This window comes from Streptomyces sp. CA-249302, assembly GCF_050936785.1.
GTDB lineage: Bacteria > Actinomycetota > Actinomycetes > Streptomycetales > Streptomycetaceae > Streptomyces.
In genome coordinates, this window is record NZ_JBNJMG010000001.1 from 8,810,683 (window position 1) to 8,836,895 (window position 26,213).

22 protein-coding genes and 3 pseudogenes are annotated in these 26,213 nt (G+C 70.0%); 14 read left to right on the plus strand and 11 right to left on the minus strand.

Going from position 1 to position 26,213, the window contains the following annotated elements; all coding sequences use genetic code 11:
- Positions 1 to 283: 283 nt before the first annotated feature.
- Positions 284 to 3,445, plus strand: a complete 3,162-nt coding sequence (locus ACQEWB_RS39730) for a discoidin domain-containing protein (RefSeq protein ID WP_432839985.1) — start codon at positions 284 to 286, stop codon at positions 3,443 to 3,445.
- Here the strand turns inward: ACQEWB_RS39730 and ACQEWB_RS39735 are convergent.
- The 5 genes from ACQEWB_RS39735 to ACQEWB_RS39755 all read right to left on the minus strand — a co-directional run bounded on the left by ACQEWB_RS39735 (position 3,442) and on the right by ACQEWB_RS39755 (position 8,495).
- Entirely contained in the window at positions 3,442 to 4,131 is a 690-nt protein-coding gene (locus tag ACQEWB_RS39735; RefSeq protein WP_432839987.1) for an SGNH/GDSL hydrolase family protein, read from the minus strand. The genes ACQEWB_RS39730 and ACQEWB_RS39735 overlap by 4 nt on opposite strands.
- Before the next feature lie 74 nt (positions 4,132 to 4,205).
- A complete protein-coding gene (locus ACQEWB_RS39740; protein WP_432839989.1) occupies positions 4,206 to 6,089 on the minus strand; it encodes an ATP-binding cassette domain-containing protein in 1,884 nt (627 codons plus the stop codon).
- A gap of 26 nt (positions 6,090 to 6,115) precedes the next feature.
- A complete protein-coding gene (locus ACQEWB_RS39745; protein ID WP_432839991.1) occupies positions 6,116 to 6,769 on the minus strand; it encodes a sugar ABC transporter substrate-binding protein in 654 nt (217 codons plus the stop codon).
- Positions 6,664 to 7,290, minus strand: a complete 627-nt coding sequence (locus ACQEWB_RS39750; RefSeq protein ID WP_432839993.1) for a hypothetical protein — start codon at positions 7,288 to 7,290, stop codon at positions 6,664 to 6,666. The genes ACQEWB_RS39745 and ACQEWB_RS39750 overlap by 106 nt, the downstream gene beginning before the upstream one ends.
- A gap of 233 nt (positions 7,291 to 7,523) precedes the next feature.
- On the minus strand, positions 7,524 to 8,495 hold the full coding sequence (locus ACQEWB_RS39755; protein WP_432839995.1) for an alpha/beta hydrolase: 972 nt from the start codon (positions 8,493 to 8,495) through the stop codon (positions 7,524 to 7,526).
- Between the two features lie 128 nt (positions 8,496 to 8,623).
- Here ACQEWB_RS39755 and ACQEWB_RS39760 point away from each other — a divergent pair, with 128 nt between their 5' ends.
- Positions 8,624 to 9,727 (plus strand): PucR family transcriptional regulator, encoded by a 1,104-nt coding sequence (locus ACQEWB_RS39760; protein WP_432839997.1) that lies wholly within the window; start codon positions 8,624 to 8,626, stop codon positions 9,725 to 9,727.
- Positions 9,728 to 9,782: 55 nt separating this feature from the next.
- Here the strand turns inward: ACQEWB_RS39760 and ACQEWB_RS39765 are convergent.
- Positions 9,783 to 10,174, minus strand: a pseudogene (locus tag ACQEWB_RS39765) (isocitrate/isopropylmalate family dehydrogenase); the annotation flags it as partial.
- Between the two features lie 62 nt (positions 10,175 to 10,236).
- Positions 10,237 to 10,428 (minus strand): annotated as a pseudogene (locus ACQEWB_RS39770) (IS982 family transposase); the annotation flags it as partial.
- A 313-nt stretch (positions 10,429 to 10,741) separates the two neighbouring features.
- On the opposite strand from ACQEWB_RS39770, the gene ACQEWB_RS39775 reads away from it, so the two are divergent.
- Together ACQEWB_RS39775 and ACQEWB_RS39780 are read left to right on the plus strand one after the other, a co-directional pair.
- Entirely contained in the window at positions 10,742 to 11,647 is a 906-nt protein-coding gene (locus tag ACQEWB_RS39775; RefSeq protein WP_432839999.1) for a HipA family kinase, read from the plus strand.
- Positions 11,644 to 11,937: a SelT/SelW/SelH family protein gene (locus ACQEWB_RS39780; protein ID WP_432840001.1), complete on the plus strand. Its 294-nt coding sequence runs from the start codon at positions 11,644 to 11,646 to the stop codon at positions 11,935 to 11,937. The genes ACQEWB_RS39775 and ACQEWB_RS39780 overlap by 4 nt, the downstream gene beginning before the upstream one ends.
- Here ACQEWB_RS39780 and aceB read toward each other — a convergent pair.
- Positions 11,927 to 13,552 carry a malate synthase A gene (aceB, locus tag ACQEWB_RS39785; protein ID WP_432840003.1) on the minus strand — a complete coding sequence of 542 codons (1,626 nt, stop codon included), beginning with the start codon at positions 13,550 to 13,552 and terminating at the stop codon, positions 11,927 to 11,929. The genes ACQEWB_RS39780 and aceB overlap by 11 nt on opposite strands.
- Positions 13,553 to 13,746: 194 nt before the next feature.
- Complete coding sequence (locus ACQEWB_RS39790) at positions 13,747 to 14,346, minus strand: nucleotidyltransferase family protein (protein ID WP_432840005.1); 600 nt, start codon at positions 14,344 to 14,346, stop codon at positions 13,747 to 13,749.
- A 167-nt stretch (positions 14,347 to 14,513) separates the two neighbouring features.
- On the opposite strand from ACQEWB_RS39790, the pseudogene ACQEWB_RS39795 reads away from it, so the two are divergent.
- Positions 14,514 to 14,830 (plus strand): annotated as a pseudogene (locus ACQEWB_RS39795) (DUF5955 family protein).
- Positions 14,831 to 14,922: 92 nt separating this feature from the next.
- On the opposite strand, the gene ACQEWB_RS39800 reads toward ACQEWB_RS39795, so the two are convergent.
- Positions 14,923 to 15,714, minus strand: a complete 792-nt coding sequence (locus tag ACQEWB_RS39800; RefSeq protein WP_432840007.1) for an IclR family transcriptional regulator — start codon at positions 15,712 to 15,714, stop codon at positions 14,923 to 14,925.
- A gap of 271 nt (positions 15,715 to 15,985) precedes the next feature.
- On the opposite strand from ACQEWB_RS39800, the gene allB reads away from it, so the two are divergent.
- The 8 genes from allB (at position 15,986) to ACQEWB_RS39840 (ending at position 24,265) form a co-directional block, all read left to right on the plus strand.
- A complete protein-coding gene (allB, locus tag ACQEWB_RS39805; RefSeq protein WP_432840009.1) occupies positions 15,986 to 17,323 on the plus strand; it encodes an allantoinase AllB in 1,338 nt (445 codons plus the stop codon).
- A 47-nt stretch (positions 17,324 to 17,370) separates the two neighbouring features.
- Entirely contained in the window at positions 17,371 to 18,501 is a 1,131-nt protein-coding gene (alc, locus tag ACQEWB_RS39810) for an allantoicase (protein ID WP_432840011.1), read from the plus strand.
- A 67-nt stretch (positions 18,502 to 18,568) separates the two neighbouring features.
- Positions 18,569 to 19,387: an AIM24 family protein gene (locus ACQEWB_RS39815; RefSeq protein WP_432840013.1), complete on the plus strand. Its 819-nt coding sequence runs from the start codon at positions 18,569 to 18,571 to the stop codon at positions 19,385 to 19,387.
- A gap of 88 nt (positions 19,388 to 19,475) precedes the next feature.
- Positions 19,476 to 20,102 carry a dihydrofolate reductase family protein gene (locus ACQEWB_RS39820; protein WP_432840015.1) on the plus strand — a complete coding sequence of 209 codons (627 nt, stop codon included), beginning with the start codon at positions 19,476 to 19,478 and terminating at the stop codon, positions 20,100 to 20,102.
- 133 nt (positions 20,103 to 20,235) lie between these two features.
- Complete coding sequence (locus tag ACQEWB_RS39825) at positions 20,236 to 20,622, plus strand: ribonuclease domain-containing protein (protein WP_432840017.1); 387 nt, start codon at positions 20,236 to 20,238, stop codon at positions 20,620 to 20,622.
- Between the two features lie 352 nt (positions 20,623 to 20,974).
- Positions 20,975 to 22,231: a sensor histidine kinase gene (locus ACQEWB_RS39830; protein WP_432840019.1), complete on the plus strand. Its 1,257-nt coding sequence runs from the start codon at positions 20,975 to 20,977 to the stop codon at positions 22,229 to 22,231.
- Between the two features lie 81 nt (positions 22,232 to 22,312).
- Positions 22,313 to 22,993: a response regulator gene (locus ACQEWB_RS39835; RefSeq protein WP_432840020.1), complete on the plus strand. Its 681-nt coding sequence runs from the start codon at positions 22,313 to 22,315 to the stop codon at positions 22,991 to 22,993.
- Between the two features lie 72 nt (positions 22,994 to 23,065).
- The gene (locus ACQEWB_RS39840; protein ID WP_432840022.1) at positions 23,066 to 24,265 is read left to right on the plus strand and encodes a cytochrome P450 family protein; all 1,200 of its coding nucleotides are present in this window, start codon (positions 23,066 to 23,068) and stop codon (positions 24,263 to 24,265) included.
- Between the two features lie 47 nt (positions 24,266 to 24,312).
- Here ACQEWB_RS39840 and ACQEWB_RS39845 read toward each other — a convergent pair whose 3' ends face one another.
- Positions 24,313 to 25,335: a Gfo/Idh/MocA family protein gene (locus ACQEWB_RS39845; RefSeq protein WP_432840024.1), complete on the minus strand. Its 1,023-nt coding sequence runs from the start codon at positions 25,333 to 25,335 to the stop codon at positions 24,313 to 24,315.
- Between the two features lie 129 nt (positions 25,336 to 25,464).
- Between ACQEWB_RS39845 and ACQEWB_RS39850 the strand changes: the two genes are divergently transcribed.
- Complete coding sequence (locus ACQEWB_RS39850) at positions 25,465 to 26,202, plus strand: GntR family transcriptional regulator (protein WP_432844241.1); 738 nt, start codon at positions 25,465 to 25,467, stop codon at positions 26,200 to 26,202.
- Positions 26,203 to 26,213 lie beyond the last annotated feature (11 nt).

A 26,213-nucleotide genomic window follows, 5' to 3' on the forward strand; every position in this document is an offset into this window, starting at 1 on the left:
TCATGGCGACCGCGCTCTGTGTGCTGCTCGGGGCCCTGCTCCCGGCACTGCCCGCACGCGCGGCGGCGTCCGACGCGTCGGACGCCTTCCCCGCCGTCTCCCTGCAACAGGTCACCAGCGACGCGGGGTTCACCCACCCCGGTATCGCGGTGAGCGCCTCGAACCTCGGACTCGCGCGTCGGCAGGTGCAAGGCGGTGTCGAGCCGTGGGCCTCCTACTATGCGGCGATGGCGGACACGAAGTACGCGTCCCGCACGCTCGCCCCCGTCAACAAGGGGTCGGGGTGGACACCCCGGGGACGGACGCGTTCAACTCCCAAGGCGTGGAGTACCAGTTCATCGAGGACGCGTTCGGTGCCTACACCCAGGCGATCCGGTACTTCATCACGGGTGACCCGGTGTACCGGGCGAACGGGATGCACATCCTCCGTACCTGGTCCCACATGGACCCGGCCAAGGTGGCGAACTACCCGGACGATCACATCCACGCGGCCATCCCGCTGATGCGCATGCTCGCCGCGGCCGAGATCCTCCGCTACTCCAGCGTCAACCCGGGCAGCGACGGATACGACACCGCCTGGACCGACGCGGACACCGCGAACCTGACGAAGAACCTGGTCACGCCCGTCATCAAGGTCCTGCTCTACGGCAACACGTTCTTCATGAGCCAGCAGGCCTACCCGGTCGTCGGGGAGTTGGCCGGCTACGTCTTCACGGACGACCGGGCCGGCTACGACCGTACGGTCGAGTGGTTCTCGGTCAACTCCGCCAACCCGGACAAGAACACCAACGGCGGCCTGACCTCCCTGATCCGCCAGATCAAGGCGGACGACTCGCTCAACCCCTACGGCCGCTCCTTCGTGCAGGTGCAGGAGATGGGCCGCGACCAGGCCCACGCCTGGGACGGGATCAACGCGCTGGCCGAGAGCGCCCGGCTGCTCACCGTGCAGGGCACCCGCCTGGACCCGGTCGCCGGAACGGTGTCCACCAAGCGGAACGCCGTCTCCCCCTACCGCTTCGGCGGCGACCGGCTGCTCGCCGGCCTCGACGCCTTCTACGCCCACCAGACGGGCCGTTCGATCCCCTGGATCGACACCACGGGAGGTCCCGGCAGTGTCTCGGAGGCCTACCGGGGACGGTTGTTCGACCCGATCGACGAGCTCTACGACATCTACGAGTACGACTTCGGCGTGGACGTCGAGAAGCGGGCGCCCAGCGTGGCCCAGGTGCACCGGCAGGCCGACGGACCGACGTTCTACTGGGGCACCGGCGCCTACAACTCCTGGAACAGCAACCCCGACTACAACCCCGACTACTGGCTGTCGCTGCCCCGGCAGGTGGCCGGCGAGACCCGGCCGCAGCAGACCACCCCGCTGGTGTCGGTGGCACAGCGCAGCATCGCCCTGGACGGTCGCTCCAAGCTCCACGAGGCGGACGGGCACGAGGTGGTCCGGATGCGGGCGTCGAAGAAGGGCACCACGATCGCCGTACGCACCCTGATGTACGACAGCCGCGACGGGTACAGCCCGGTGGGCGTGCTGGTGCGCACGACGGGTCCGGCCATCCTGCAACTGCGCAAGAACATGTCGCCGGCGCCCTACCACACCGTCAACCTGCCGGACACGCACGGCAGTTGGTGGTACGTCACCTACGACATGGACTACGCCGTCGTCCCCGGCAGCACCGGCGGCGAGAACCTGGCGTACTACACCGTCGTCGGCGCCTCCGACGTGACGGTCGACGTCGACAGCGTCAACCTCCAGGCCAAGGCGCAGCTCGGCATCCCGGCCTTCGCCCAGGGGCAGCGGACCACGCTGATCGGCGTGGCGGGCGAAACGCTCCGCCGTTCCCTGGCCGCGACGAGTTCCAGCGGCGAGACCCTCGGCTACACGGCGCCGGGCCTGCCGGGCGGCGCGACCGTCGGCAAGGCCGACGGGGCGTTCGAGTGGACGCCCACGAAGAAGCAGACGGGCACGTTCCGTACGAGTGTCGTGGCCTCCGCCGGCAAGGTCGACACCGTCCTGGCCGTCACGCTGAAGGTGGCCGGCGACCGGCGGGAGGCGGTCGCGCTGGCCGAGGACGGCTTCGACTCCGGGACCACCTACACGACCGGAGCCCGCCAGGCGTACGAGGACGCGGTGTCCTCGGCCGAGGCGGCCGTCGGCACGGCCGACGACACCGGCTTCCTCACCGCGCTGGCCGAGGTGCAGAAGGCGGTGGCGGGGCTGGCGCCGCTGAACCCGAAGCTCGCCGACGGCACGCTCGACTACAACGGAGCGGTGACCTCGTCCCTGTCGGCCACGAACGTGTGGAACCTGACCGACGACGACGTCAACACCTTCTCCGGCGATCTGACCGCCCCGTTCACGATGGACTTCGGCGCCGGATTCCGGGTACGGGCCGACGCCTTCGGACTGCGGGCCCGGTACAACTTCGCCAACCGCTCCCAGGGCGCCGACGTCTACGGCTCCAACGACGGCCGCACCTGGACCCTGCTGACCTCATGGGAGACCACGAACACCACACCGAAGTTCCCGATGGAGACCATCCCGGTCCGCGAGCAGGTCAAGGACGAGTCGTTCCGGTACCTCAAGGTCCAGGTCGACGACCCGGGCATCCCGACCGACCCGAACTACCCCGGCCTGTCGTCGTTCAGCGAGTTCCGGATCGGCGGCGAACGGGTGGAGACCGCCCGGGCGGTGTCGTCGGTCTCGGTCTCCTCCGACGACGCGGACTCCGGCAAGGCGGTCAACGGCGACACCGTGAAGCTCGACCTCGTGGCCACCGAACCCCTGGCCGGCGTGGACGCCGTCATCGAGGGCGTCACCGCGAAGGTCACCCACACCGACGACAAGCACTGGCAGGCCACCGCCGTACTGCCCGACGACGTCGACTTCGGCCGCGCACTGCGCTTCTCGGTCGACTACACGACGGCCGACGGCCGCACCGGCACCACGCTCACCGACACGACCGACGGTTCCTCCCTGCAACTGTGGAACACCCATGTGACGCCGGTGGACGTCGACAAGAGCTGGGTGGACGCGTCCAGCCCGCAGTTCCCGGGGACCGGTACGACGGCGGCCAACGGCTGGCGGATGTTCGACGGCGACCTCACCACCGCCACCGACACCACCTCGGGCAACGGCTGGGTGAGCGTGGCGCCGACCGACGGTTCCCCGCTGACCGTGGACGCGGTCATGGTCCGCCCGAGGGCGAACTTCGTCGGCCGGGGCAACGGAACGCTGGTCCAGAGCTCCACCGACGGCGGTCAGACCTGGAAGACCCTGGTGACGATCACCGGCATGACCAGTGACCAGGACTGGTACACGTTCAAGCTGCCCCAGCGTACGCAGACGCCCCTGCTGCGGATCTACGACGGCCACGGCGGCTTCACCAACCTCGCGGAGGTCCGGCTCATGCGGTACGACCCGACGCCGTCGGCCTAAGGGACCGGCAGGGCTTCCCGGACCGGGAGGATCTCCCGTACCGCCGCCGCGACCGCCTTGCCCAGCGCGAGGTTGTTCTCCGCGGTGAAGTGGATGCCGTCGGCGCCGTCCGTGGTGAAGAACTCACCCGCGTCGACCATGCGTATCCCGAGGAACGACGCGAGATCGCGCAGTGCCTGGGCGTAGCCCCTGGACTTCTCCAGCCCGCCTTCGAAGAGCCGTGCCGCCCAGGGGTTGGTGATGTCCCCGAGCGGGGGAGGGGCGACGAGGAGGACCTGGGGCGCCGGGTACAGGGTGCCGACGATGCGGTCCGAGGACGCGCAGATGTCGATCAGGCGGCCGACGCCGAGCGCGATGTCCTCGGGCTCCCGGTGGAAGTACCACTTGAAGTCGTTCGTGCCCAGCATGATGACGACGAGGTCGAGCGGGATGTGCGAGGCGAGGATGGTGGGCAGGTGCGCCGCCCCGTTCAGGCGTACCGGGTCGAGCGGGTCGTCGACGTCCGTCGTCCTGCCGCCCAGCCCCTCCTCGACGATCTCGTAGCCCGGACCCAGCTGTGCGCCCAGGACGCCCGTCCAGCGCTGGTCACGGGGGTAGCGCGTGGTGGGGATCACGCGTTCGACCGGTACGGCACCGAAGGTGAGGGAGTCACCGTAGACGAGTACACGGCGAGGTTCCGCTTCCATGCGGCATTTCCTTTCGATGATCGTGTCTGTCGCGGACGGCGCTCGGCTCGGCCGAGCGCCGTGCCCCGGCATCGCTATCGCGCACTCTCCTGGCGGACCCGTGCGGCCCCGTCGCCGTGGTGCAGTCCGGCCATCATCTGAAGCAGCGCGATCTCGTCGAGCTCGCTGACCGGCCCGTTGTGGACGACCGATCCCAGCCGGAGCACGGTGACCGAGTCACCGACCTCCATCACGACTCCGATGTCGTGCGTGATGAGCACGACCCCGCAGCCCCGGGCCGCCACGGAACGGACGAGCCGCATGACGTTCTCGGTCTGCCGTACGCCCAGCGCCGCCGTCGGTTCGTCCAGGATGGCGACCTTGACGTCCGGGTCCAGGACCTTCGCGATCGCGACCGACTGCCGTTGTCCGCCGGACAGGTTCTGGATCGGGGTGTCGTAGTCGCCGAGCACGACTCCGAGCGTTCGCAGCCGGGAGGCGGCGAGCTCCCGCGCCCGTGCGTCGTCGCGGACGGGGACCAGGCCCGCGATGCGGCGGGTGGGCTCGTCGCCCAGCACGAGGTTGTGGGCCACGCTCAGATTGCCGCAGACGGCCAGGTCCTGGTAGACGGTCTGGATTCCCGCCTCGCGGGCCAGCTTCGGGTTGGTGAGCGGAGTCTCCGTGTCGTCTACGAGGATGCTTCCGGAGTCCGGCTGCACCGCTCCTGAGAGCATCTTGATGAGAGTCGACTTCCCGGCGCCGTTGTCCCCGAGGAGGCACAGCACCTCACCCGCGCGGACGGTCAGGCTGACGTCCTCCACCGCGACCACGGGCCCGTACCGCTTGCCGAGGTGCCGGGCCTCCAGCACGATCCGCCCGTCCCCGGCCGCTTGCCGGCCGCCGGTGTCGAGCTGCTCCTCCAGGGCGTCCGGCACGCTTTCGGGCGGAGCGACGGGTGTATCCGGTACGGCTTTGGGGGACCGCGTCGTCTTCCAGCGGAGGAGCAGTTGGTCCGCGGCCAGGGCGACGAGCAGCAGCCCGCCCTGGACGATCTGCTGCCAGTAGGACTGGAGCCCTTCGAAGATGACCCCGGCATTGACGAGGGCGATCACCGTGACACCGAGGAACACGCCCAATGGCCTTCCGCCGCCGCCGGCGAACGCCACTCCGCCGAGGATCGCGGCCGTCAGCACGTCGAACTCGAAGTTCGCGCCCAGGTTCGGATCCGCGGTGCCCAGGCGGGCCGAGGCGAGGATCGCGACCAGCCCGACCAGCATGCCGTTGATCGTGTAGAGGACGACCGTCGTGCGGCCGACCGCGATGCCCGCGAGTCCGGCGGACTGGCTGTTTCCTCCGATCGCGTAGACCCGGAGCCCCGCCTTCGTCCTGACCAGCACGAAGCCGCCGACGAGGAAGACCACCGCGGCCACCAGGATCGGGTAGTGGAGGCCGGCGAGCGAACCCTGGCCGATCTCCGTGAACGAGGACGGGAAGCCGTAGAGCGGCACGGCACCCGTGATCGCGAAGGCGATTCCGGCGTAGATCGTCAGGGTGGCGATGGTGACGATCAGCGGGGACAGTTTCAGCAGCCGTACGAGGCAGCCGTTCACGGCCCCCAGGAACGCGCCGGACAGCAGGCCGGTAAGGACGGCCAGCAGTGCGGACTGCGTGTGTATCGCGACTTCTCCCACGATGATGGCGACAAGTGCGTACATGCTGCCGACCGAGAGGTCCACGTTGCCCGATATCAGCAACGCCATCGAGCCGGTCACCGCGATGAGAATGGACGACACGGACATGAGGATGGTGAGGACGTCGCTGATGCCGTAGAAGTCGTGGCCGAACTGCAGCGACAGTGCGCCGAAGAGCGCCAGAGCCAGAACTCCCAGGCCCAGTCGGCCGCTTGCTTCACCGGGGACGCGGCGATTGTGCCTGCGATACGCGGAACTGATCACTTCGATGATTCGCTGGTTGCCCATGGTCGGCTCCCCTCCTGATGCCCGGCTCACGGGGTCCATTCCTGCCGCCACCAGTTCTCCCGGGTCGCATAGCTGATGTTTCCGTAGAACGAGACCACCTTCGCGAGTTCGCTCGGCCTCTCCCACAGCCCGCGCGGATCGGCCATGTAGGACCGGAACTTCTTCACCGCCTGCACCGTGGTCAGCATCGGCTCCACGCCCTTGTCCTTCACCGTGCCGGCCCCCAACCCGCGAGGTATGGACTTGCCCTCGAGCCAGTCGGCGGCGAACTGCCCGATGCAGTAGGCCCACATGTTCCACGGCTCGGCGCTCGTCGCCCGGTAGACCGTCCCCGCCTCGATCGCGTCGTAGTCGGCTTCGACACCTGCGGTGCTGGAGACGTAGACGTCGGGATCATGAGCGCGCCCGATCGCCTGGAAGGCGGACAGCACGCCGAGCATCGTGCTGGTGGCGCCCAGAACGACGTTGGCACCCGGATGCGCCTGGAGGATCGAGCCCATGACGTTGGCCATTTTGCCGTTGTCCTGCGGATTGGTGATGTTGCTCACCACCTGGATCCCCGGCCCGCCCGTCTTCAGGGCCGCCAGCCCGCCGTGGTCCCTTTGCTGGATCGCCGGCGCGTTGTTCTTGTTGTTGAAATAGACGACCTGCGCCTTCCCCCGAGATTCTTCTTGATCCACTCGACGGCGGCGATGCCCTGGCCGTAGCCCGACCCGTACTGGTTGACCGCGATCTGGCAGTGCGAGTACGGCCGCTGGACGCCTATCGAGCACATCCCCATGTCGAGCGCTTTGATCATCTGGGGGTTGGAGGCCTCGATGTTCACCGGTTCCTCGACCAGAGCGCCGATCCCGCGCTGGAAGAAGGCGTCCGTCTGGGACACCTGCTTTCCGGCGTCGAAGTTGTAGATGGCCGTCAGGAACTCCAGTCCGCGGTCCTCGCAGGCCTGCTTCATGTACTTGGCCACGTTGAGGAAGAGCGGCACGTTTCCCGCGTTGGCCAGAGCGAGGCGCTTCGGAAGGTCCGGGGCCTTCCCCGCGGGTGCCTTGGGGTCGAAGGCCGTGAGTTTGGTGCCGGCGGACGAGGAAGCCCCGCCCGAGGATGCGGAGGCGGATGCTCCGCTCCCGGTGGAGTTGGCGCACGCGCTGAGGAACGACGGGGCCGCGATGGCCGCACCCAGCGCCCATGCGCTACGTCGCAACGCGTCACGTCTTGATATGTCGGATTGCGGGTGGTTGTTCATTGGATTTCTCCTTCGTGCGTCTTCGGTGAGGGCATGCCGAGGACACCTGAGTGCATCTGTCGAGCGGGTTACTTTCTGTTGACAGTCGAATTCGCTGGGGGACGGGAAGGCGACCGGTGCGGATTTCCGGTTCGACTGAGGACCGCCCTGGGCGGTCATTTCATGCGGGTTCGGTCGACTGCGGCGGGGGTCTAGTCGGTGATCATCGTGAGCCGCGGGCTCCGGAGGCCCCGGCGAAGGGCCGCGTGATTCTCGGCGAGCTGAAGCCGGGAGAGTTCGGCGCATTGGATGACGTCGGACCCGTGAAAGGTGCCGGGGAAGTTGTGGACTTCCACGCTGACCCCGGCTTGCAGGAGGCGGAGCGCGTAGAGGAGTCCTTCGTCCCGCAGTGGATCGAATTCGGCCGTCGCGATGTATGCCGCGGGCAGACGGCTCAGGTCGTCAGCGCGCGCTGGGGCGGCGTAGTAGGGGACGTCCGGTGTTCCGGCTGTCCGGGCGTCGAGGTAGTAGCGCCAACTGGCTTCCGCGCTGTCGCGGTTCCAGATGGGGGTGTCGGTGAAGGCGACCATCGAGGGGGTGTCGAGGCGGTCGTCGAGCACCGGCATGTTGAGCAGTTGGAAACACGGCTGCGGACCGCCCCGGTCGCGGGCCATGAGGGCGACGGCCGCGGCCAGTCCACCGCCGGCGCTCGATCCGGTGATACCGATGCGGTCGGGATCGATCCCCAGCTCCGCGGCGTTCTCGACCATCCAGCGAAACGCGGCGTAACAGTCCTCCACCCCTGCCGGGTACCGGTTCTCGGGTGCGAGACGGTACTCGACCGAGACGACGACGGCCTCCGCCTCGACAGCGGCCGCCGCGGCGAACCCCTGCTCGCTCTGGATGCTGCCGAGCACGAATCCGCCACCGTGGATGAAGAGCGCCGCCGGGACGGGCGGCTCCAGCAGGAAGGGCGTGAACACCCGTACTCCCACCGCCGGTCCGTGGCTGCCCGCCGGTACCTCGCTGTCCGTGATCCGCAGCTGGTCGGCTCCGTCCACGTGAGGCTGGGAGGCCGCGAGATACCGTTCGTGTTCGAGGCGTGCCTCTTCGAGCTGCTGGATCGAGTAGCTCGCGCTCAGGGCCAGCGCTGCCGCGAGCTCTGCGTCGTACGGGTACCTCATGGTCTTCACCTCCGGTCGAGCGGTGTTCCCGGAGCATAGGTTCGTCCGGAACGCCCCTACATCCGGCAGGTGGCGGAGAATCCGGTCACACATCTAGCCGAATGGCGGATTCCTGTTACTTTGGCGAAATGCGGACACTCATGGTGCAGGTCTCGGCGCTCGATCCGCACACCGAGGGTGCGCTCAAGGTCATCGAGTACTACGACACGCTGGTGGAGCATGCGGCGACCCTGGAAGCATGCACCCGGGCTTCCGGGACTCTGAGCAGGTGCGTCGTTGGCCTGCGCGACCTGGAGTCGTCGTGGTCGGTGCGGTTCAACGCGTCCGGCCTGGCCGTCGAGGGCGAGTCGGTCCCGTCGATGAAGCAGGCCGTGCGCGTCGAGACGTCGGTCGTCGGCGAGGTCTGGCTGGAACGCCCGGGGCCGCCGGAGGAACTCGACGAACTGATCCTGGAGCGGTTCGCCCGTGCGGCCGGAGCCCTGTGGCGGCGCAGTCCGCGAGCGGCCAGGAGCATCGGCTCCCTGCTGCAGAGCCTGTTCTCGGGCGAAGTCGCCCCCGAAGTCCGCGAACGGGCACTTCAGCGCCTCGGATTCAATCCTTCGCGGCCCATCGACCTCGCGGCGGTCGTGGCTGACGACGTGGTGACCCTCTCCGAACAGCTCACCATGGTGCGCGACGCCGTCGCCTCATCGGGACAGGCCGGCGAGCCGACGGCCTGCGCCGTGATCGGCAACGTCGGAGCGGTCATCACGCAGTCGGCCGTCCGGAAGGACGAGAGCGCTCCCTGCTCGCTGCCGGTGGACTGCCGGGCACGCATCGGCCTCCTGCTCGGCTGCCCCACCGCGGATCTGTCGGAGGGCTGGCGCAAGGCCAACACGGCGGCCCGCTTCGGGAGGATGCTCGGCTTCGGCCCCATGGTGGATCACCGGAACCTCGGGGCGCTCGGACTGCTGGCGGGGCTCGCACCGGACCTCGCCGCGGCGGACGGCGACGTCCGCAGGCTCGGCGAACTCGCCGAGAGCCGCCGGGGACACCAGGCACTTCAGACCTTGGAGACGTTCCTCGTCCACGACTCCGTCCGGCAGGCGGCCGCCGCGATGTTCGTCCACCAGAGCACTCTCCGGTACCGGATCGACCAGATCGAGAAAGCTCTGGGTTTCGGTCTCGAAGACCAGCAGGGCCGGGTGCGGGCCTCGGTCGCCGTCGTCGTCTGGCGACTCCTCGCCCGCTGAACTCGCCTGCCCGGGGGTGGGCCGCGTCCTGGCACTGCGAGCCCCGCACCCGGACCTACAGCAGCGACAGCAGGTGCTTCTCCACGTCCTCGGCACTGGCCGTTCCGCCCAGGTCGGGGGTGACGACACCGGCCGTAAGCGTGTCCTGTACCGCATCGCCGCAGAGTCGACCTGGGCCAGCGGGTTCGCGATCCCCTTGCCGACGATGTCCGGGGCCGACCCGTGCACCGGCTCGAACATCGACGGATGGCGCCGTTCCGGATTGATGTCCCCGAACAGGCCGGAGGCGACGATGACGTCGAACCGCTGGGGACGCAGCACGAGTTCCGCGGCGAGCGCGTCGATGAGCACGCTGCGCAACGACAGCTCCGGGTGTGCGGCGGCGGTGCTCGCGACGACCTCGTCCCAGAACGGCATGGTGTGGACGATGCCGTAGGACTTCGTCGCGAGCAGGCCCCAGAGAGTGATGTCGTCGGGGATGCCCGGCTGGACGAGTCATTCCGATGTGATCAGTGGTCGTGGGCAATCAGAGATCGCATGACCGACTGTCCGGTCGTGTGGTTGTGCCAGATCGCCGCCGCCGGCGCGAGGACGCGCTGAGCGACCCGGGTAGCGACGCCCTCGAAGATCCGGCCGCCGTGCTGTTCCAGGTCGAGCCGGCCCTTGAGGGTGTCGCTCACCGATTCGATCAGCCGCCGCACTCCACCAGGGTCGAGTCGATGATCCAGTGGTTGTCGAACCAGAGGTCGGTGTCAACGCAGCCCGTAGCCGCTTGTTCAAGCCCGGCTGCCTCGGTACGTACGGGAGGCTCGGAGTCCGTCGATCTCGGCGGGCGACCCAGCCATCGGGTATCTCGATCTCGTCGTCGATCACCTTCGGTTAGGCTCACTTCATGCCGGAGGCCGGATGTAGGGAGCGGGCGGTCATCGATGGACTGACGGACCACATCCGTCTGTATGACCTCCCCCGGGCCGGCCGTGGATTGCAAGGGCGAAGAGGCGGTGGCCTGAGGAAATGATGAGAGAGGTGACCGCGACCCGCTACGTCGCACCCCTGCGCTCCGGCGGCTCCGTCCCCGGCGTCGTGGAGGCCGACGACCTGGGCACCTACGTCGTCAAGTTCACCGGCTCCGCGCAGGGCCGCAAGGCGCTGGTCGCCGAGGTGATCGTCGGTGAACTGGCCCGCGCCCTCGGCCTGCGCTTCCCCGAGCTGGTCCTCGTCCACTTCGACCCGGCGATCGCCGACAGCGAGCCCCACCAGGAGGTCCGTGAGCTGCATGCCGCGAGCCAGGGGCTCAACCTCGGCATGGACTACCTGTCGGGCGCCGCGGACTTCACCCCCGAGCTCGCCGAGCACTTCCCCGTCGACCCCCTGGAGGCGGGCCGGATCGTCTGGCTCGACGCGCTGACCGTGAACGTCGACCGCACGGTGCACAGCTCCAACCTGATGGTCTGGCCGACGCTCGGCGTCGCACCCCCGCGGCTGTGGCTGATCGACCACGGCGCGGCCCTCGTCTTCCACCACCGCTGGGACGGCTCCGACCCCGCCAAGGCATACGACTTCCGCCACCACGCCCTCGGCCACTACGGCCCCGACGTACGGGCGGCCGACGCCGAACTGGCGCCGAAGGTGACGGAGGAGCTGCTGCGCGAGGTCGTCGCCGAGGTCCCGGACGCCTGGCTGACGGACTTCGGTACGCCCGCCGAGATGCGTCAGGCGTACGTCGACTACCTGTACGCGCGCGTGCGGGCCTCCGCCGTCTGGCTCCCCACCGACTTCCCCACCCGGGACGAGCTCGCCGCCGAGCAGGCCCTGCGGGCGGCGCGGACGGAAAAAGGACGGCCGAATTGGCTCAAGCGGGTCCCCGACCTGCACGGCAAACCGGCCGCTGAACAGGATTGGTCGGTGCACCTCGGATGAGCCCCGTCGTACAGATCGAGTACTGCACCCAGTGCCGCTGGCTGCCGCGCGCGGCCTGGCTCGCGCAGGAACTGCTCACCACCTTCGAGACGGAGCTGGGCGAGCTGTCGCTCAAGCCCGGCACGGGTGGGGTGTTCGTGGTGCGGGTCGACGACGAGGTCGTCTGGGACCGCAAGGAGCAGGGCTTCCCGGAGCCCACGGCGGTCAAGCAGGCCGTACGCGACCGAGTGGCCCCGGGAAGGTCCCTGGGCCACTCGGACAAGGTTTCTCCGGGGGACGTCAGCCCTTGAGCTGCTCGTACGCGGGCAGCGTCAGGAAGTCCGCGTAGTCGTCGTCGAGGGAGACCTGGAGCAGCAGGTCGTGGGCCTGCTGCCAGTGGCCGGCCGCGAAGGCCTCCTCGCCGATCTCCTGGCGGATGTCGGAGAGCTCCTCGGCGGCGACCTTGCGGGCCAGCTCCGGGGTGGCGAGTTCGCCGTTCTCGAACTCGACGCCCGCGTTGATCCACTGCCAGATCTGCGAGCGGGAGATCTCGGCGGTGGCCGCGTCCTCCATGAGGTTGAAGATGGCGACCGCACCGAGTCCGCGCAGCCAGGCCTCGATGTAACGGATGCCCACCTGGACGGCGTTGACCAGTCCGTTGTAAGTCGGCTTCGCCTCCAGCGAGTCGACGGCGATCAGGTCGGCCGCCTCGACGTGCACGTCCTCGCGCCGCCGGTCCTTCTGGTTCGGCCGGTCGCCGAGGACCCGGTCGAAGGACTCCATGGCGATCGGCACCAGGTCGGGGTGGGCGACCCAGGAGCCGTCGAAGCCGTCGCCGGCCTCGCGGTCCTTGTCGGCGCGGACCTTCTCGAAGGCCACCTTGTTGACCTCGGCGTCCCGGCGCGAGGGGATGAAGGCCGCCATGCCGCCGATCGCGTGCGCGCCGCGCTTGTGGCAGGTGCGGACGAGGAGTTCGGTGTACGCCCGCATGAACGGGGCGGTCATCGTCACCGCGTTGCGGTCCGGGAGGACGAACTTGGCGCCGCCGTCACGGAAGTTCTTCACGATGGAGAACAGGTAGTCCCAGCGGCCGGCGTTCAACCCCGAGGCGTGGTCGCGGAGTTCGTAGAGGATCTCCTCCATCTCGTACGCCGCCGTGATCGTCTCGATCAGGACGGTGGCGCGGATGGTGCCCTGCGGGATGCCGACGTAGTCCTGCGCGAAGACGAACACGTCGTTCCACAGGCGGGCTTCGAGGTGCGACTCGGTCTTCGGGAGATAGAAGTACGGGCCCTTGCCGAGGTCGAGCAGCCGCTGGGCGTTGTGGAAGAAGTAGAGCCCGAAGTCGACGAAGGCGCCCGGGACCTGGGACCCGTCGGCGTCGACCAGGTGCCGTTCGTTCAGGTGCCAGCCGCGCGGCCGCATGACGACCGTGGCCAGTTCCTCATCGGCCTTGAGGGCGTACGACTTGCCGCTCGCCGGGTCCGTGAAGTCGATGTCGCGGGTGTACGCGTCGGCCAGGTTGACCTGACCGAGGACGACGTTCTCCCAGGTGGGCGCCGAGGCGTCCTCGAAGTCCGCGAGCCAGATCTTGGCGCCGGAGTTGAGGGCGTTGATGGTCATCTTGCGGTCGGTGGGGCCGGTGATCTCGACGCGGCGGTCGTTCAGGGCGGCGGGGGAGGGGGCCACCTTCCAGGAGTCGTCGGCGCGGACGGCGGCCGTCTCCGGGAGGAAGTCGAGCGTGGAGGTGCGGGCGATCTCGGCGCGGCGCTCCGCTCGGCGGGCGAGAAGCTCCTCACGCCGGGGCGTGAACCGCCGGTGCAGCTCGGCCACGAAGGCGAGCGCCGCGTCGGTGAGGACCTCCTCCTGCCGGGGCAGGGGCTCGGCGTCGACGATGGCCAGCGGGGACGGCGCTGGTGCGGACATGAGCTGTCACTTCCTTCAGCGGTGGCACCGGGTGCCAGTCGAACCGGGTACGGCGAGGGACGCCCTCAGAGCGTTTGGGCGCGGTAGGGCGCTTCTGAACAGTGGATACTAGTTTCCTCATCGTGGAACTTCAATGGTTTGTTGATATCGAGATTCTCCGGGTCGAGGCAACGTGGCGCTGAGTGCCACCCCGTTCACTCAAGGTGGACCAAGTCTGCTTCGGTGTCGATGTCGTACGGCTCTGCCACGTCCCCGCACTCGACGAGCGTGACCGCGTCGGCATACGCCTTGAGGTAGGCCCGCGCCCCCCGGTCCCCGGTCGCACTCGCGGCGATCCCCTCCCAGTGCGCGGCCCCGAACAACACGGGATGCCCCCGTACGCCGTCATAGGCGGCGGACACGAGCGAGGACTCGCCCTCGAAGGCGCCGACCACCCGCCGCGCGGCCGCCGCCCCGATCCCCGGCTGATCGACGAGCGACACCAGAACAGCCGTGGCCCCGGTCCCGGCCAGAGAGTCCAGCCCGGCCCGCAGCGAGGACCCCATCCCCGCCTCCCACGCCGGGTTCTCCACGACCACGCACCCGTCCAACCGTGCCCGTTCCCGTACATCGGCGGCGCGCGCCCCCAGGACGACGTGGACGCGGGTGCAGCCGGCCGCGCGCAGCACGCCGACGGCGTACTCGACGAGCGGTCGGCCGCGGTGTTCGAGCAGCGCCTTGGGCCGCCCGCCGAGCCGTCGGCCACCGCCCGCGGCGAGCACCAACCCGGCCACCTGCTGTTCGTTCTGCGTCATGCGTCCTGCATACCTGACGTGGAGGCGAGTGCCCGGTTTCAGGGGGCTGAATTTCGGTCCGCACGGTGGCGCACCCGGCCTCGGGTGGCGTTTACTGACCCGCGTCCCCCGGCGCCCGACCACCGCCACGGGACCGTTCGGCACGACGACGTGCGAGGGGGAGAGCTGTGTTGCGGAGCTTGGGGCAGAGGCCAGTGACCGGCAGCGACGAGGATCCGAGAGTGGCGGAACTGCGGACGGCGGTCTCCCGCCTGCGCCGCGAACTCGCCGCGCACCCCGCGGAGTTCCCCGACCGCGGCATCGCCGAGGACGAACTGGCGGCCCTGGCCGCGATGACCATGGACGGCGCCCCCGAGATCCCCGCCTGCGCCGCTCCCTACTCCTGATCGCAGGCGCGATCGGCTCGATGAGCGCACTCTCCCGGGGCCTGTCGGACGTAAGAAGCGCGGTGGAACTGTTCGGAGAGCCACCGCGAAGCCAATAACGCGGGGGATTGTGCCAACCTCTGGGGGCGCGGGGAACCGCGCGACCAGCCACAACGCACCCGCAGCCGCGCACGCTCCGCGGTCCCTCCCCTTAGGCCCCAGAACTCGCCAGCGCCTCAGAAAGCTCAACGGCAACCTGCTGCAACACCGGCACAATGTGCTCCGTCGCAGCCTCCGTCACCCGCCCGGCCGGCCCCGAAATCGAAATAGCCGCCGCCGTGGGCGAGTTGGGCACGGAAACCGCAAGGCACCGCACCCCGATCTCCTGCTCGTTGTCGTCCACGGCATACCCCTGCCGCCGCACATCCGCCAACGCCGCCAGAAACCCGTCCGCCGTGGTGATCGTCTTCTCCGTGGCGGCCGGCATCCCGGTCCGGGACAGCAGCGCCCGCACCTCGGCATCCGGCGTGTTCGCCAGCAGCGCCTTGCCCACCCCGGTCGAGTGCGGCAGCACCCGTCGGCCGACCTCCGTGAACATCCGCATGGAGTGCTTCGACGGCACCTGCGCCACGTAGACGATCTCGTCCCCGTCGAGCAGCGCCATGTTCGCCGTCTCCCCGGTCTCCTCGACGAGTCGCGCCAGATAGGGCCGGGCCCAGGTGCCCAGCAGCCGGGACGAGGACTCCCCGAGCCGGATCAGCCGCGGTCCGAGCGCATACCGCCGGTTCGGCTGCTGACGGACGTAACCGCAGGCCACCAGCGTGCGCATCAGGCGGTGGATCGTCGGCAACGGCAGCCCGCTGCTCGCGGACAGCTCGCTCAGGCCGACCTCGCCGCCCGCGTCGGCCATCCGCTCCAGCAGGTCGAAGGCGCGCTCGAGGGACTGGACCCCGCCGCTGGCGGACTTGGCGGAGTCGGTGGTGCTGGCGCTGGACGTCGGCACGGCGCGTTCCTTTCGGGGCGGACAGGAAGGGCAGAAGCCTACCCGGCGGTCGGTTGACTCCCCGGTTGTGCGTAGCTACGTTCTGCTTGACGGAATTCTAATTCCGCTTTGTGGAAACGTCCAGAGTGGAGGCGTAAGGCGCACTCTGGAGAAGTGTGCCCTTGACGGCGCGGAAGCGGGAGTGAAGACTCCTTCAACAGAACGTTGAATTCCGTTACGTGGAAGTAAATCCCGTGTCTCGGAAGCAACGGCGGCAGAGAGAGGGGTCGGGGTGTCCGACGTAGAACTGGTGCTGCGCTCGACGCGCGTCATCACTCCCGAGGGGACGCGAGCGGCCTCGGCCGCGGTCGCCGACGGCAGGATCACGGCCGTACAGCCTTACGACGCTCCCGTCCCGGCGGGCGCGCGGCTGGAGGACCTCGGCGACGACGTCCTGCTGCCCGGCCTGGTCGACACGCACGTGCATGTGAACGACCCCGGCCGCACCGAGTGGGAGGGCTTCTGGACCGCCACGCGCGCGGCGGCGGCCGGCGGCATCACCACCCTCGTCGACATGCCGCTCAACTCCCTCCCGCCGACCACGACGGTCGACCACCTCCGTACCAAGCAGGACGTCGCCGCCGACAAGGCGCACATCGACGTCGGCTTCTGGGGCGGCGCCCTGCCCGACAACGTCAAGGACCTGCGCCCGCTGCACGAGTCCGGCGTCTTCGGTTTCAAGGCGTTCCTGTCCCCGTCGGGAGTGGACGAGTTCCCGCACCTCGGCCAGGACCAGCTCGCCCAGTCGCTGGCCGAGATCGCCTCCTTCGGTGGCCTGCTGATCGTGCACGCCGAGGACCCGCACCACCTGGACGCGGCCCCGCAGCACGGCGGCCCCAGGTACGCCGACTTCCTGGCCTCCCGCCCGCGGGACGCCGAGGACACGGCGATCGCCCAGCTGATCGCCCAGGCGAAGCGCCTCGATGCGCGCGTGCACGTGCTGCACCTGTCGTCGTCCGACGCGCTGCCGCTGATCGCCTCGGCCAAGGCGGAGGGCGTCCGGCTGACCGTCGAGACCTGCCCGCACTACCTCACCCTGACCGCCGAGGAAGTCCCGGACGGCGCAAGCGAGTTCAAGTGCTGCCCGCCCATCCGCGAGTCCGCCAACCAGGACCTGCTCTGGCAGGCGCTGGCCGACGGCACGATCGACTGCGTGGTCACCGACCACTCCCCGTCCACGGCCGACCTGAAGACCGACGACTTCGCGACTGCCTGGGGCGGCATCTCCGGCCTCCAGCTGAGCCTGGCCGCGGTCTGGACCGAGGCCCGCAGGCGGGGCCACGGCCTGGAGGACGTCGTCCGCTGGATGTCCTCGCGGACCTCCGAACTGGTCGGCCTGGACCGGAAGGGCGCCATCGAGGCCGGCCGCGACGCCGACTTCGCGGTCCTCGCACCCGACGAGACCTTCACCGTGGACCCGGCGGAGCTCCAGCACCGCAACCGCGTCACGGCCTACGCGGGCAAGACCCTCTACGGAGTCGTGAAGTCGACCTGGCTGCGCGGCGAACGGATCGTCGCGGACGGCGAGTTCACCGAGCCGAAGGGCCGACTCCTCACCCGCACCCCCTGACTTCACCACCGCACCCGCAGCGGCCAACTCCCGAAAGGCACATACCCGTGACGGCGCAGCATCAATTTGGTCTGGCTCGCTTCACCGGCGACGCGAACCCCTACGGAGGCGGCGACCCGTACGCGGACTACCGCACCGCCGACTTCCCCTTCACCCAGCACGCCAACCTCGCCGACCGGCAGCTCGGCGCCGGTGTCATCGCCGCGGGCGACGAGTTCTTCGCCCAGCGGGAGAACCTGCTGGTGCCCGGGGCCGCCGAGTTCGACCCGGAGCACTTCGGGCACAAGGGCAAGATCATGGACGGCTGGGAGACGCGCCGCCGCCGCGGTGTCTCCGCCGAGCACCCGTGGCCGGCCGCCGAGGACCACGACTGGGCGCTGGTCCGCCTCGGCGCGCCCGGCGTGATCCGCGGGATCGTCGTCGACACGGCCCACTTCCGCGGCAACTACCCGCAGGCCGTGTCGGTCGAGGGCGCGTCCGTACCCGGCTCCCCGTCCCCCGAGGAACTCCTCGGCGACGACGTGAAGTGGACGCCCCTCGTCCCGCGCACCCCGGTCGGCGGCCACGCGGCGAATGGTTTCTCCATCGCCGTCGAGCAGCGTTTCACCCACCTGCGCGTCAACCAGCACCCCGACGGCGGCATCGCGCGCCTGCGGGTGTACGGCGAGGTGGTCCCCGACCCCGAGTGGCTGGCGACCCTGGGCACCTTCGACGTCGTGGCCCTGGAGAACGGCGGCCGGGTCGAGGACGCCTCGAACCTCTTCTACTCCCCGGCGACCAACACCATCCAGCCGGGCCGCTCCCGCAAGATGGACGACGGCTGGGAGACGCGCCGCCGCCGCGACCAGGGCAACGACTGGATCCGCTACCGCCTCGCGGCCCAGTCCCGGATCCGCGCGATCGAGATCGACACGGCGTACCTGAAGGGCAACAGCGCGGGCTGGGCATCGGTGTCGGTGAAGGACGGCGAGACCGGCGACTGGACGGAGATCCTCCCGCGCACCCGCCTCCAGCCCGACACCAACCACCGCTTCGTCCTCCCGACCCCGGCGGTCGGCACGCACGCGCGCGTGGACATCTTCCCGGACGGCGGCATCTCACGGCTGCGGCTGTACGGCTCCCTGACGGAGGCGGGCGCGACGGGGCTGGCCGCCCGGCACCAGGAACTGGGCGGCTGAGCGCAGGATCACACATCTGGGAGGCGTGGCCGGAACTCTCCGGTCCGCCTCCCGCGTTCTTCTCCACGTGACCCTTCAGCAAGAGATCGTCGGCAACGCCATGCAGATGGCGGTCGTCAACCTGCGCCCCGGCCAGACCGTGTACTGCGAGGCGGGGAAGTTCCTGTTCAAGACGGTGAACGTCACCATGGAGACACGCCTGTCCGGCCCGTCGAACGGCGGCGGCCGGCAGCAGGGCGCCGGCGGAAGCGGCGGCATGGGCGGCATGCTGCGCCAGGCCATGGGCACCGCCATGCAGGCCGGTCAGCGCATGCTCGCGGGCGAGTCGCTGGCGTTCCAGTACTTCAGCGCACAGGGCGGCGAAGGCACCGTCGGCTTCGCGGGCGTGCTCCCCGGCGAGATGCGCGCCCTGGAGCTCGACGGCACGCGCGCGTGGTTCGCCGAGAAGGACGCCTTCGTGGCCGCCGAGTCCACCGTCGACTTCGGCATCGCCTTCCAGGGCGGCCGCACCGGCATGAGCGGCGGCGAGGGCTTCGTCCTGGAGAAGTTCACCGGCCACGGCACGGTGATCATCGCGGGCGCCGGCAACTTCATCGACCTCAACCCGGCCGACTTCGGCGGCCGCATCGAGGTCGACACGGGCTGCGTGGTCGCCTTCGAGGAGGGCATCCAGTACGGCGTCCAGCGCATCGGCGGCCTCAACCGCCAGGGCATGATGAACGCCGTCTTCGGCGGCGAGGGCCTCTCCCTGGCCACCCTGGAGGGCAACGGCCGCGTCATCCTCCAGTCCCTCACCATCGAGAGCCTGGCCAACGCCCTGAAGAAGGCCCAGGGCGGCGACAAGCAGGGCCCGACGGGAGGACTGTTCTCCACGCATGCCGGGTGACCGACGCCGGGTGAACCGATGAGTTGCGGGTGCCCGCAGGGTCTGAGCTGATGACAACAGACCCCGCACCAGGAAGCAGGCACCCACCATGGGCAAGCTCGTCTCCACGATCTTCGTCACCCTCGACGGCGTCTACCAGGCCCCCGGTGGCCCCGAGGAGGACACCAGGGGCGGCTTCGAGCACGGCGGCTGGAGTTTCGTCTACGGCGACGAGGACTTCGGCCGGTTCGTCGCCGAGGTCTTCGAACACCCCGCCGCCTTCCTCCTCGGCCGCCGTACCTACGACATCTTCGCCTCGTACTGGCCGAAGATCACCGACCCGGACAACCGGATCGCCGGCCGGCTGAACGCGCTGCCGAAGTACGTCGCCTCGTCCACCCTCACCGACCCCGAGTGGGCCGGCACCTCCGTGATCAGCGGCGACCTCGCCAAGGAGGTCACTGCCCTCAAGGAGCGCACCGACGGCGAGCTCCAGGTCCACGGCAGCGGAGCCCTGGTCCAGTCCCTGCTGGCGCTCGGCCTCGTCGACACCCTGCACCTGGCGACGTTCCCCGTGGTGCTCGGTTCCGGCCGCCGCTTCTTCACGGAGGGCGCCGTACCGACCAAGTTCCGCCACACGGACGGCAGGGTCACCGCGGGCGGGGTCTCCATCCAGACGTACGACCTGGCCGGACGGCCCGACTACGGCTCGTACGAGCTCCCGGAGAACCCCTGACGGGAGCCCCGGTGGGGGCCGTGTACGGTCGCGCGGCCCCACGTTAACTTCCGGAAAACTCATCGGACTTGACGGGAAAATCTCCGGAGTTGTCATTGACATGCCACTGTCTACGCGCGTCATCATGTTGGGCATGAGATTCCCCCCACGCATCACTCGCGTCGGCGCCGCAGCCGCCGTCCTGTCCGCCCTGCTCGTGGGCGGTACCGTCGCGGCCACTCCGGCGTCGGCCGCCGTCGGCAGCATCTGCTACAGCGACCTGCCGTCCCAGGCGTACGACACGCTCGACCTGATCGCGTCGAACGGCCCCTTCCCGTACTCGCAGGACGGCGTCGTCTTCCGCAACCAGGAAGGCGTCCTGCCCTCCCAGCCGTCCGGCTACTACCACGAGTACACGGTCAAGACGCCTGGCAGTTCTACGCGCGGAGCGCGTCGGATCGTCACCGGTGAGGAGTACGAGGAGGACTACTACACCGCGGACCACTACGCGACCTTCGACCTGATCGACTTCGGCTGCTGAGCGACTTCCCCCGCTCGAAGCCACAGGTCGGCGAGGAAAGGTGCGACCGGCCGGAAGTCCGGTCCGCGTTCAGCCGGACTTCCGGCTCTCCGCGGCGGCGAACAGCGCGCACGCCGGCACCACCAGGGCGACGCTCGCACAGACCCCGTAGCCGTCGAGGAAACCGAGTAGCTCCAGCAACCGCTTCATGGCACGACCCTCGCCCCGCGGCCCCCCACATCGGCCGCGGGGCGAGGCATGTCCGACGGAAGTCCCGCTTCCCGGGCGGCCGCGCGCCGAAAGTCTGCGATGCCGCGACTTTGGTCGGGGATCCCGCGCGAGGAGAGGTCCCGGGCGCCGTCACCGCATAGATTTGTCGACCGTGAACGATGACGAGCCGCTGCCTGCCGTGCCGGGGACCGTGGGGCGCAGGTGGCTGTTTCCGTCCGCCGTGCTCCACGAACTCGACCCCGACACCGGCCGGTCGGGGCGTCCCCGCCGCACCGCGCGGGACTGGATCGTCGACTTCACCTGCTTCGTGCTGGCCGTGGTGATCGGCCTGGCGGCCGCCGACACCCTCAACAACGACCCGCACACCCCGGACTCCCTCGCCGTCCTCGACCAGTTGCTCGGCGCGCTGGCCTGCGCCGCGGTCTGGCTGCGCCGCCGCTGGCCGCTCGGGCTCGCCGTCGCCATGATCCCCGTCGGCTTCCTGTCGAACACGGCGGGCGGCGCCGCCATGATCGCCGTCTTCACCCTGGCCGTGCACCGGCCGTTCCGGTACGTCGCCTGGATCGGCGGCATCCAGGTCGCGCTGATCCCGCTGTTCTACTGGATGCGCCCCGACCCGGACCTGCCGTACGCGGGAGCCGTCGCGTTCACCGAGCTGTTCAGCGTCACGGTCATCGGCTGGGGCATGTTCGTACGCTCCAAGCGGCAGCTGATGGTGAGCCTGCGGGACCGCGCCCGGCGCGCCGAGACGGAGGCGCGACTGCGGGCCGAACAGGCGCAGCGGCTCGCCCGTGAGGCCATCGCCCGGGAGATGCACGACGTCCTCGCCCACCGGCTGACCCTGCTCAGCGTGCACGCGGGCGCCCTGGAGTTCCGGCCCGACGCGCCCCGGGAGGAGGTCGCGCGGGCGGCCGGCGTCATCCGGGAGAGCGCGCACGAGGCGCTCCAGGACCTGCGGGAGATCATCGGCGTACTGCGGGCGGGCGAGCCGGACGACGCGGGCCGGCCCCAGCCGACCCTGGCGGCCCTGGACGCGCTGGTCGCCGAGTCCCGCGAGGCCGGCATGAAGGTCACCCTCGTCAACCGCGTGAGCGACCCCGCCGCCGTCCCCGCCTCCGTCGGCCGCACCGCCTACCGCGTCGCCCAGGAGGCCCTCACCAACGCCCGCAAGCACGCCCCCGGCACGGAGGTCACGGTGACCGTCGAGGGCAGCCCCGGCGACGGCCTGGTGATGACGGTACGGAACCCCGCTCCCGAGGGTGACGTGACGCCCGTCCCCGGCTCCGGGCAGGGCCTGATCGGGCTGACCGAGCGGGCGACGCTGGCCGGGGGCCGGCTGGAGCACGGCGCGGAGGCGGACGGCGGTTTCCGGGTGCGGGCCCGGCTGCCCTGGGGGTGAGCACGCGCGCGTGCCCGGCGGGGGGGCCCGGAGTGGCCGACGGGGCATCTCCCGTTGCCGCAACCGTGATTACGTAACCCCATGACTGCGATCAGACTGCTCCTCGTCGACGACGATCCCCTGGTGCGGGCCGGCCTGTCCCTGATGATGGGTGGCGCGGACGACATCGAGATCGTCGGCGAGGCCGCCGACGGGGCCGAGGTCGAGGCCCTCGTCGACCGCACGCGCCCGGACGTCGTCCTCATGGACATCCGGATGCCGTCGGTGGACGGCCTCACGGCCACGGAGCGGCTGCGGGCCCGCAAGAACCCGCCGCAGGTCGTCGTGCTCACCACTTTCCACGCCGACGAACAGGTGCTGCGCGCCCTGCGCGCGGGCGCGGCCGGCTTCGTCCTCAAGGACACCCCGCCCGCCGAGATCGTCGACGCCGTGCGCCGGGTCGCGGTGGGCGACCCCGTGCTGTCGCCCACCGTCACCCGGCAGTTGATGGAACACGCCGTCGGCAGCGCCGGCGACACCCGCCGGGCACGCGCGCGTGAGCGCATCGACGCCCTCAACGACCGCGAACGCGAGGTCGCCGTCGCGGTCGGCCGCGGCCTCGCCAACGCCGAGATCGCCACCGGGCTCTTCATGAGCGTCGCCACCGTCAAGACCCATGTCTCCCGCATCCTGGCCAAGCTCGACCTCAACAACCGTGTGCAGATCGCCCTGTTGGCGTACGACGCGGGGCTGCTGGAGGAATCGGAGGGGGGCGGGCACTAACCGACCGCCCCGGGCGTTGTCCGTGTTACCGGGAGGAGAACCGGACGGGGGACGGGGGAGGGCGGGTGGAGCATGGCGGAACTGATCGACCTGGCGGAGTTCGGCGACGGCTTCCGCACGGATCCGCATCCCGTGTACGCGCGACTGCGCGAACTCGGGCCCGTGCACCGGGTCCTGGTACCCGGGTTCGACGGCGAGCGGACCGAGGGCCGGTACGAGACCTGGCTCGTCGTCGGGTACGAGGAGGCGCGCGCCGCCCTCGCCGACCCGCGCCTGGCCAAGGACGGCAGCAGGATCGGCGTGAACTTCCTGGACGAGGAGCTGATCGGCAACCACCTGCTGACCACCGACCCGCCCCAGCACACCCGTCTGCGCGCCCTGGTCTCCCGCGCCTTCACCATGCGCCGGGTGGAGGAACTGCGGCCCAGGATCGAGCAGATCACCGGCGAGCTGCTCGACGCGATGCTGCCGCTCGGCCGCGCCGACCTCGTCGACTCCTTCGCCTACCCGCTGCCGATCACCGTGATCTGCGAACTGCTCGGCGTGCCCGAGATGGACCGCACGGCGTTCCGGAAGATGTCCACGGAGGCCGTCGCTCCGACCGGCTCGGGCAGCGAGTACGACGCGTTCGTGCGGCTCGCCGAGTACCTCACCGAGCTGATCGAGGACAAGCGCTGCGCCGGTCCGAGCGGCGACCTGCTGAGCGACCTGATCCGGACGACCGCGGAGGACGGCGACCGGCTCTCCGCGGGCGAACTGCGCGGCATGGCCTTCGTGTTGCTGATCGCCGGACACGAGACGACGGTCAACCTCATCACCGGCGCCGTCCACGCCCTGCTCACCCACCCGGACCAACTCGCCGCCCTGCGCGCCGACATGAGCCTCGTGGACGCCACGGTGGAGGAGGCGCTGCGCTATGAGGGGCCGGTGGAGAACGCGACGTTCCGCTTCGCCGCGGAGACCCTGGAGATAGCCGGCACGAAGATCGTGCGCGGCGACGCGGTGATGATCGGCCTCGCCGCGGCGGACCGCGACGCGGCGCGCTACCCGTCCCCGGACCGCTTCGACCTCCACCGCGACACCCGCGGCCACCTCGCCTTCGGCCACGGCATCCACTACTGCCTGGGCGCCCCGCTGGCCCGCCTCGAAGCACGCACGGCGATACGGGCGCTGCTGGAGCGGGCGCCGGATCTGGCCCTGGACGGCCCGCCGGGGGAGTGGCTGCCGGGGATGTTGCTGAGGGGGGTGCGGAGTCTGCCGGTGCGGTGGTGACACGGGTTCACCGGCTCACCGGAACGCCAGCTCGCCGGCTCACCAGCTCACCGGAACGCCGACTCGACCCCGCCCGGGATCTCGATGAGCGCCACCGGTCTGCGCTCGCGTCTGGACGTCTCGCAGGCCTCGGCGATCCGCAGCGCCTGCAGGGCCTCGCGGCCGTCGCAGGGGTTGGCCCGCCGGCCGAGCACGACCTCGACGAACGCGGCCAGCTCGGCCTCGTAGGAGGGCCCGAAGCGCTCCAGGAAGCCGGACCAGGGCTTGTCGGCGGCCGGCGGCCCGGTCGGCTCGGTGGACGCGATGGGCGTACGGTCGTCCAGGCCGACGACGATCTGGTCGAGCTCCCCGGCGAGCTCCATACGGACGTCGTACCCGGCGCCGTTCATCCGCGTCGCGGTGGCCGTCGCGAGCGTGCCGTCGTCCAGGGTGAGCAGCGCGGCACCCGTGTCGACGTCGCCCGCCTCCCGGAACATCGGGGGACCGGCGTCCGACCCGGCCGCGTACACGTCGACGATCTCGCGCCCCGTCACCCAGCGCAGCACGTCGAAGTCGTGGATCAGGGTGTCCCGGTACAGCCCGCCGGACAGCGGCAGCCAGGTGGGCGGGGGCGGGGCCTGGTCGGAGGTCAGCGCCCGCACGGTGTGCAGCCGGCCGAGCCGGCCCGAGCGCACCGCCTCCCGGGCGCCGATGTAACCCGTGTCGAAACGGCGCTGGAACCCCATCTGCAGAATCGTCCCGGCAGTTTCGACCTCGGCGATCGCGTGCAGCGTGCCGGGCAGATCGAGGGCGATGGGCTTCTCGCAGAACACCGGCAGACCCGAGCGCGCTGCCCGACCGATCAGTTCGGCGTGGGCCGCCGTGGCCGTCGTGATCACTACGGCGTCCACGCCCCACTTGAAGATCTCGTCCACCCCGGGCGCCGCGGTCTCGCCGAGCCGGTTCGCGAGCTCCTGGGCCCGCGCCGGATCCGCGTCCGTGAGGATCAGCGACCCGACCTCGCGGTTACGACTGAGCGTGTTCGCATGAATGGTGCCGATCCGCCCCGTACCGATGACCCCGATGCGCATGAAAACAAAGTGGGGGTTCGGTGTGGGCGCTGTCAATGCGTATGTCCTGACAATCGAACTACACAACTTCCCGTCAACAACTCGTGGAGCTACGCTCGGCGCGTGCCGAAACCAGAAGTGGACCCGACCGTGTCGCTCGAGCTCAGCGTGGACCGGAGCTCGCCCGTGCCCTTGTACTTCCAGCTGTCGCAGCAGCTGGAGGCGGCGATCGAGCACGGAGCGCTCACGCCCGGCAGCCTGCTGGGCAACGAGATCGAGCTCGCCGCGCGGCTCGGCCTGTCCAGGCCCACCGTCCGCCAGGCCATCCAGTCCCTGGTCGACAAGGGCCTCCTGGTGCGCCGCCGGGGCGTCGGTACGCAGGTGGTGCACAGCCAGGTCAAGCGCCCGCTGGAGCTCTCCAGCCTCTACGACGACCTGGAGGCGGCGGGCCAGCGCCCCGCGACGAAGGTGCTGGTCAACCAGCTCGTCCCGGCGACCGCGGAGGTGGCCGCGGCCCTGGGCGTGCCCGAGGACGGCGACGTCCACCGGGTCGAGCGCCTGCGCCTGGCCCACGGCGAGCCGATGGCGTATCTCTGCAACTTCATCCCCCCGGGCCTGCTCGACCTGAACACGGCCCAACTGGAGGCGACGGGCCTGTACCGCATGATGCGCGCGGCGGGCATCACCCTCCACAGCGCCCGCCAGACGATCGGCGCGCGCGGCGCCACGGCCGCGGAGGCCGAACGCCTGGCCGAGCCGGAGGGCGCCCCCCTCCTCACCATGCAGCGGGTCACCTTCGACGACACGGGCCGAGCAGTCGAATTCGGCACACATACGTACCGCCCGACGCGGTACTCGTTCGAATTCCAGCTGCTGGTGCGCACGTAAAGGATGTGTGG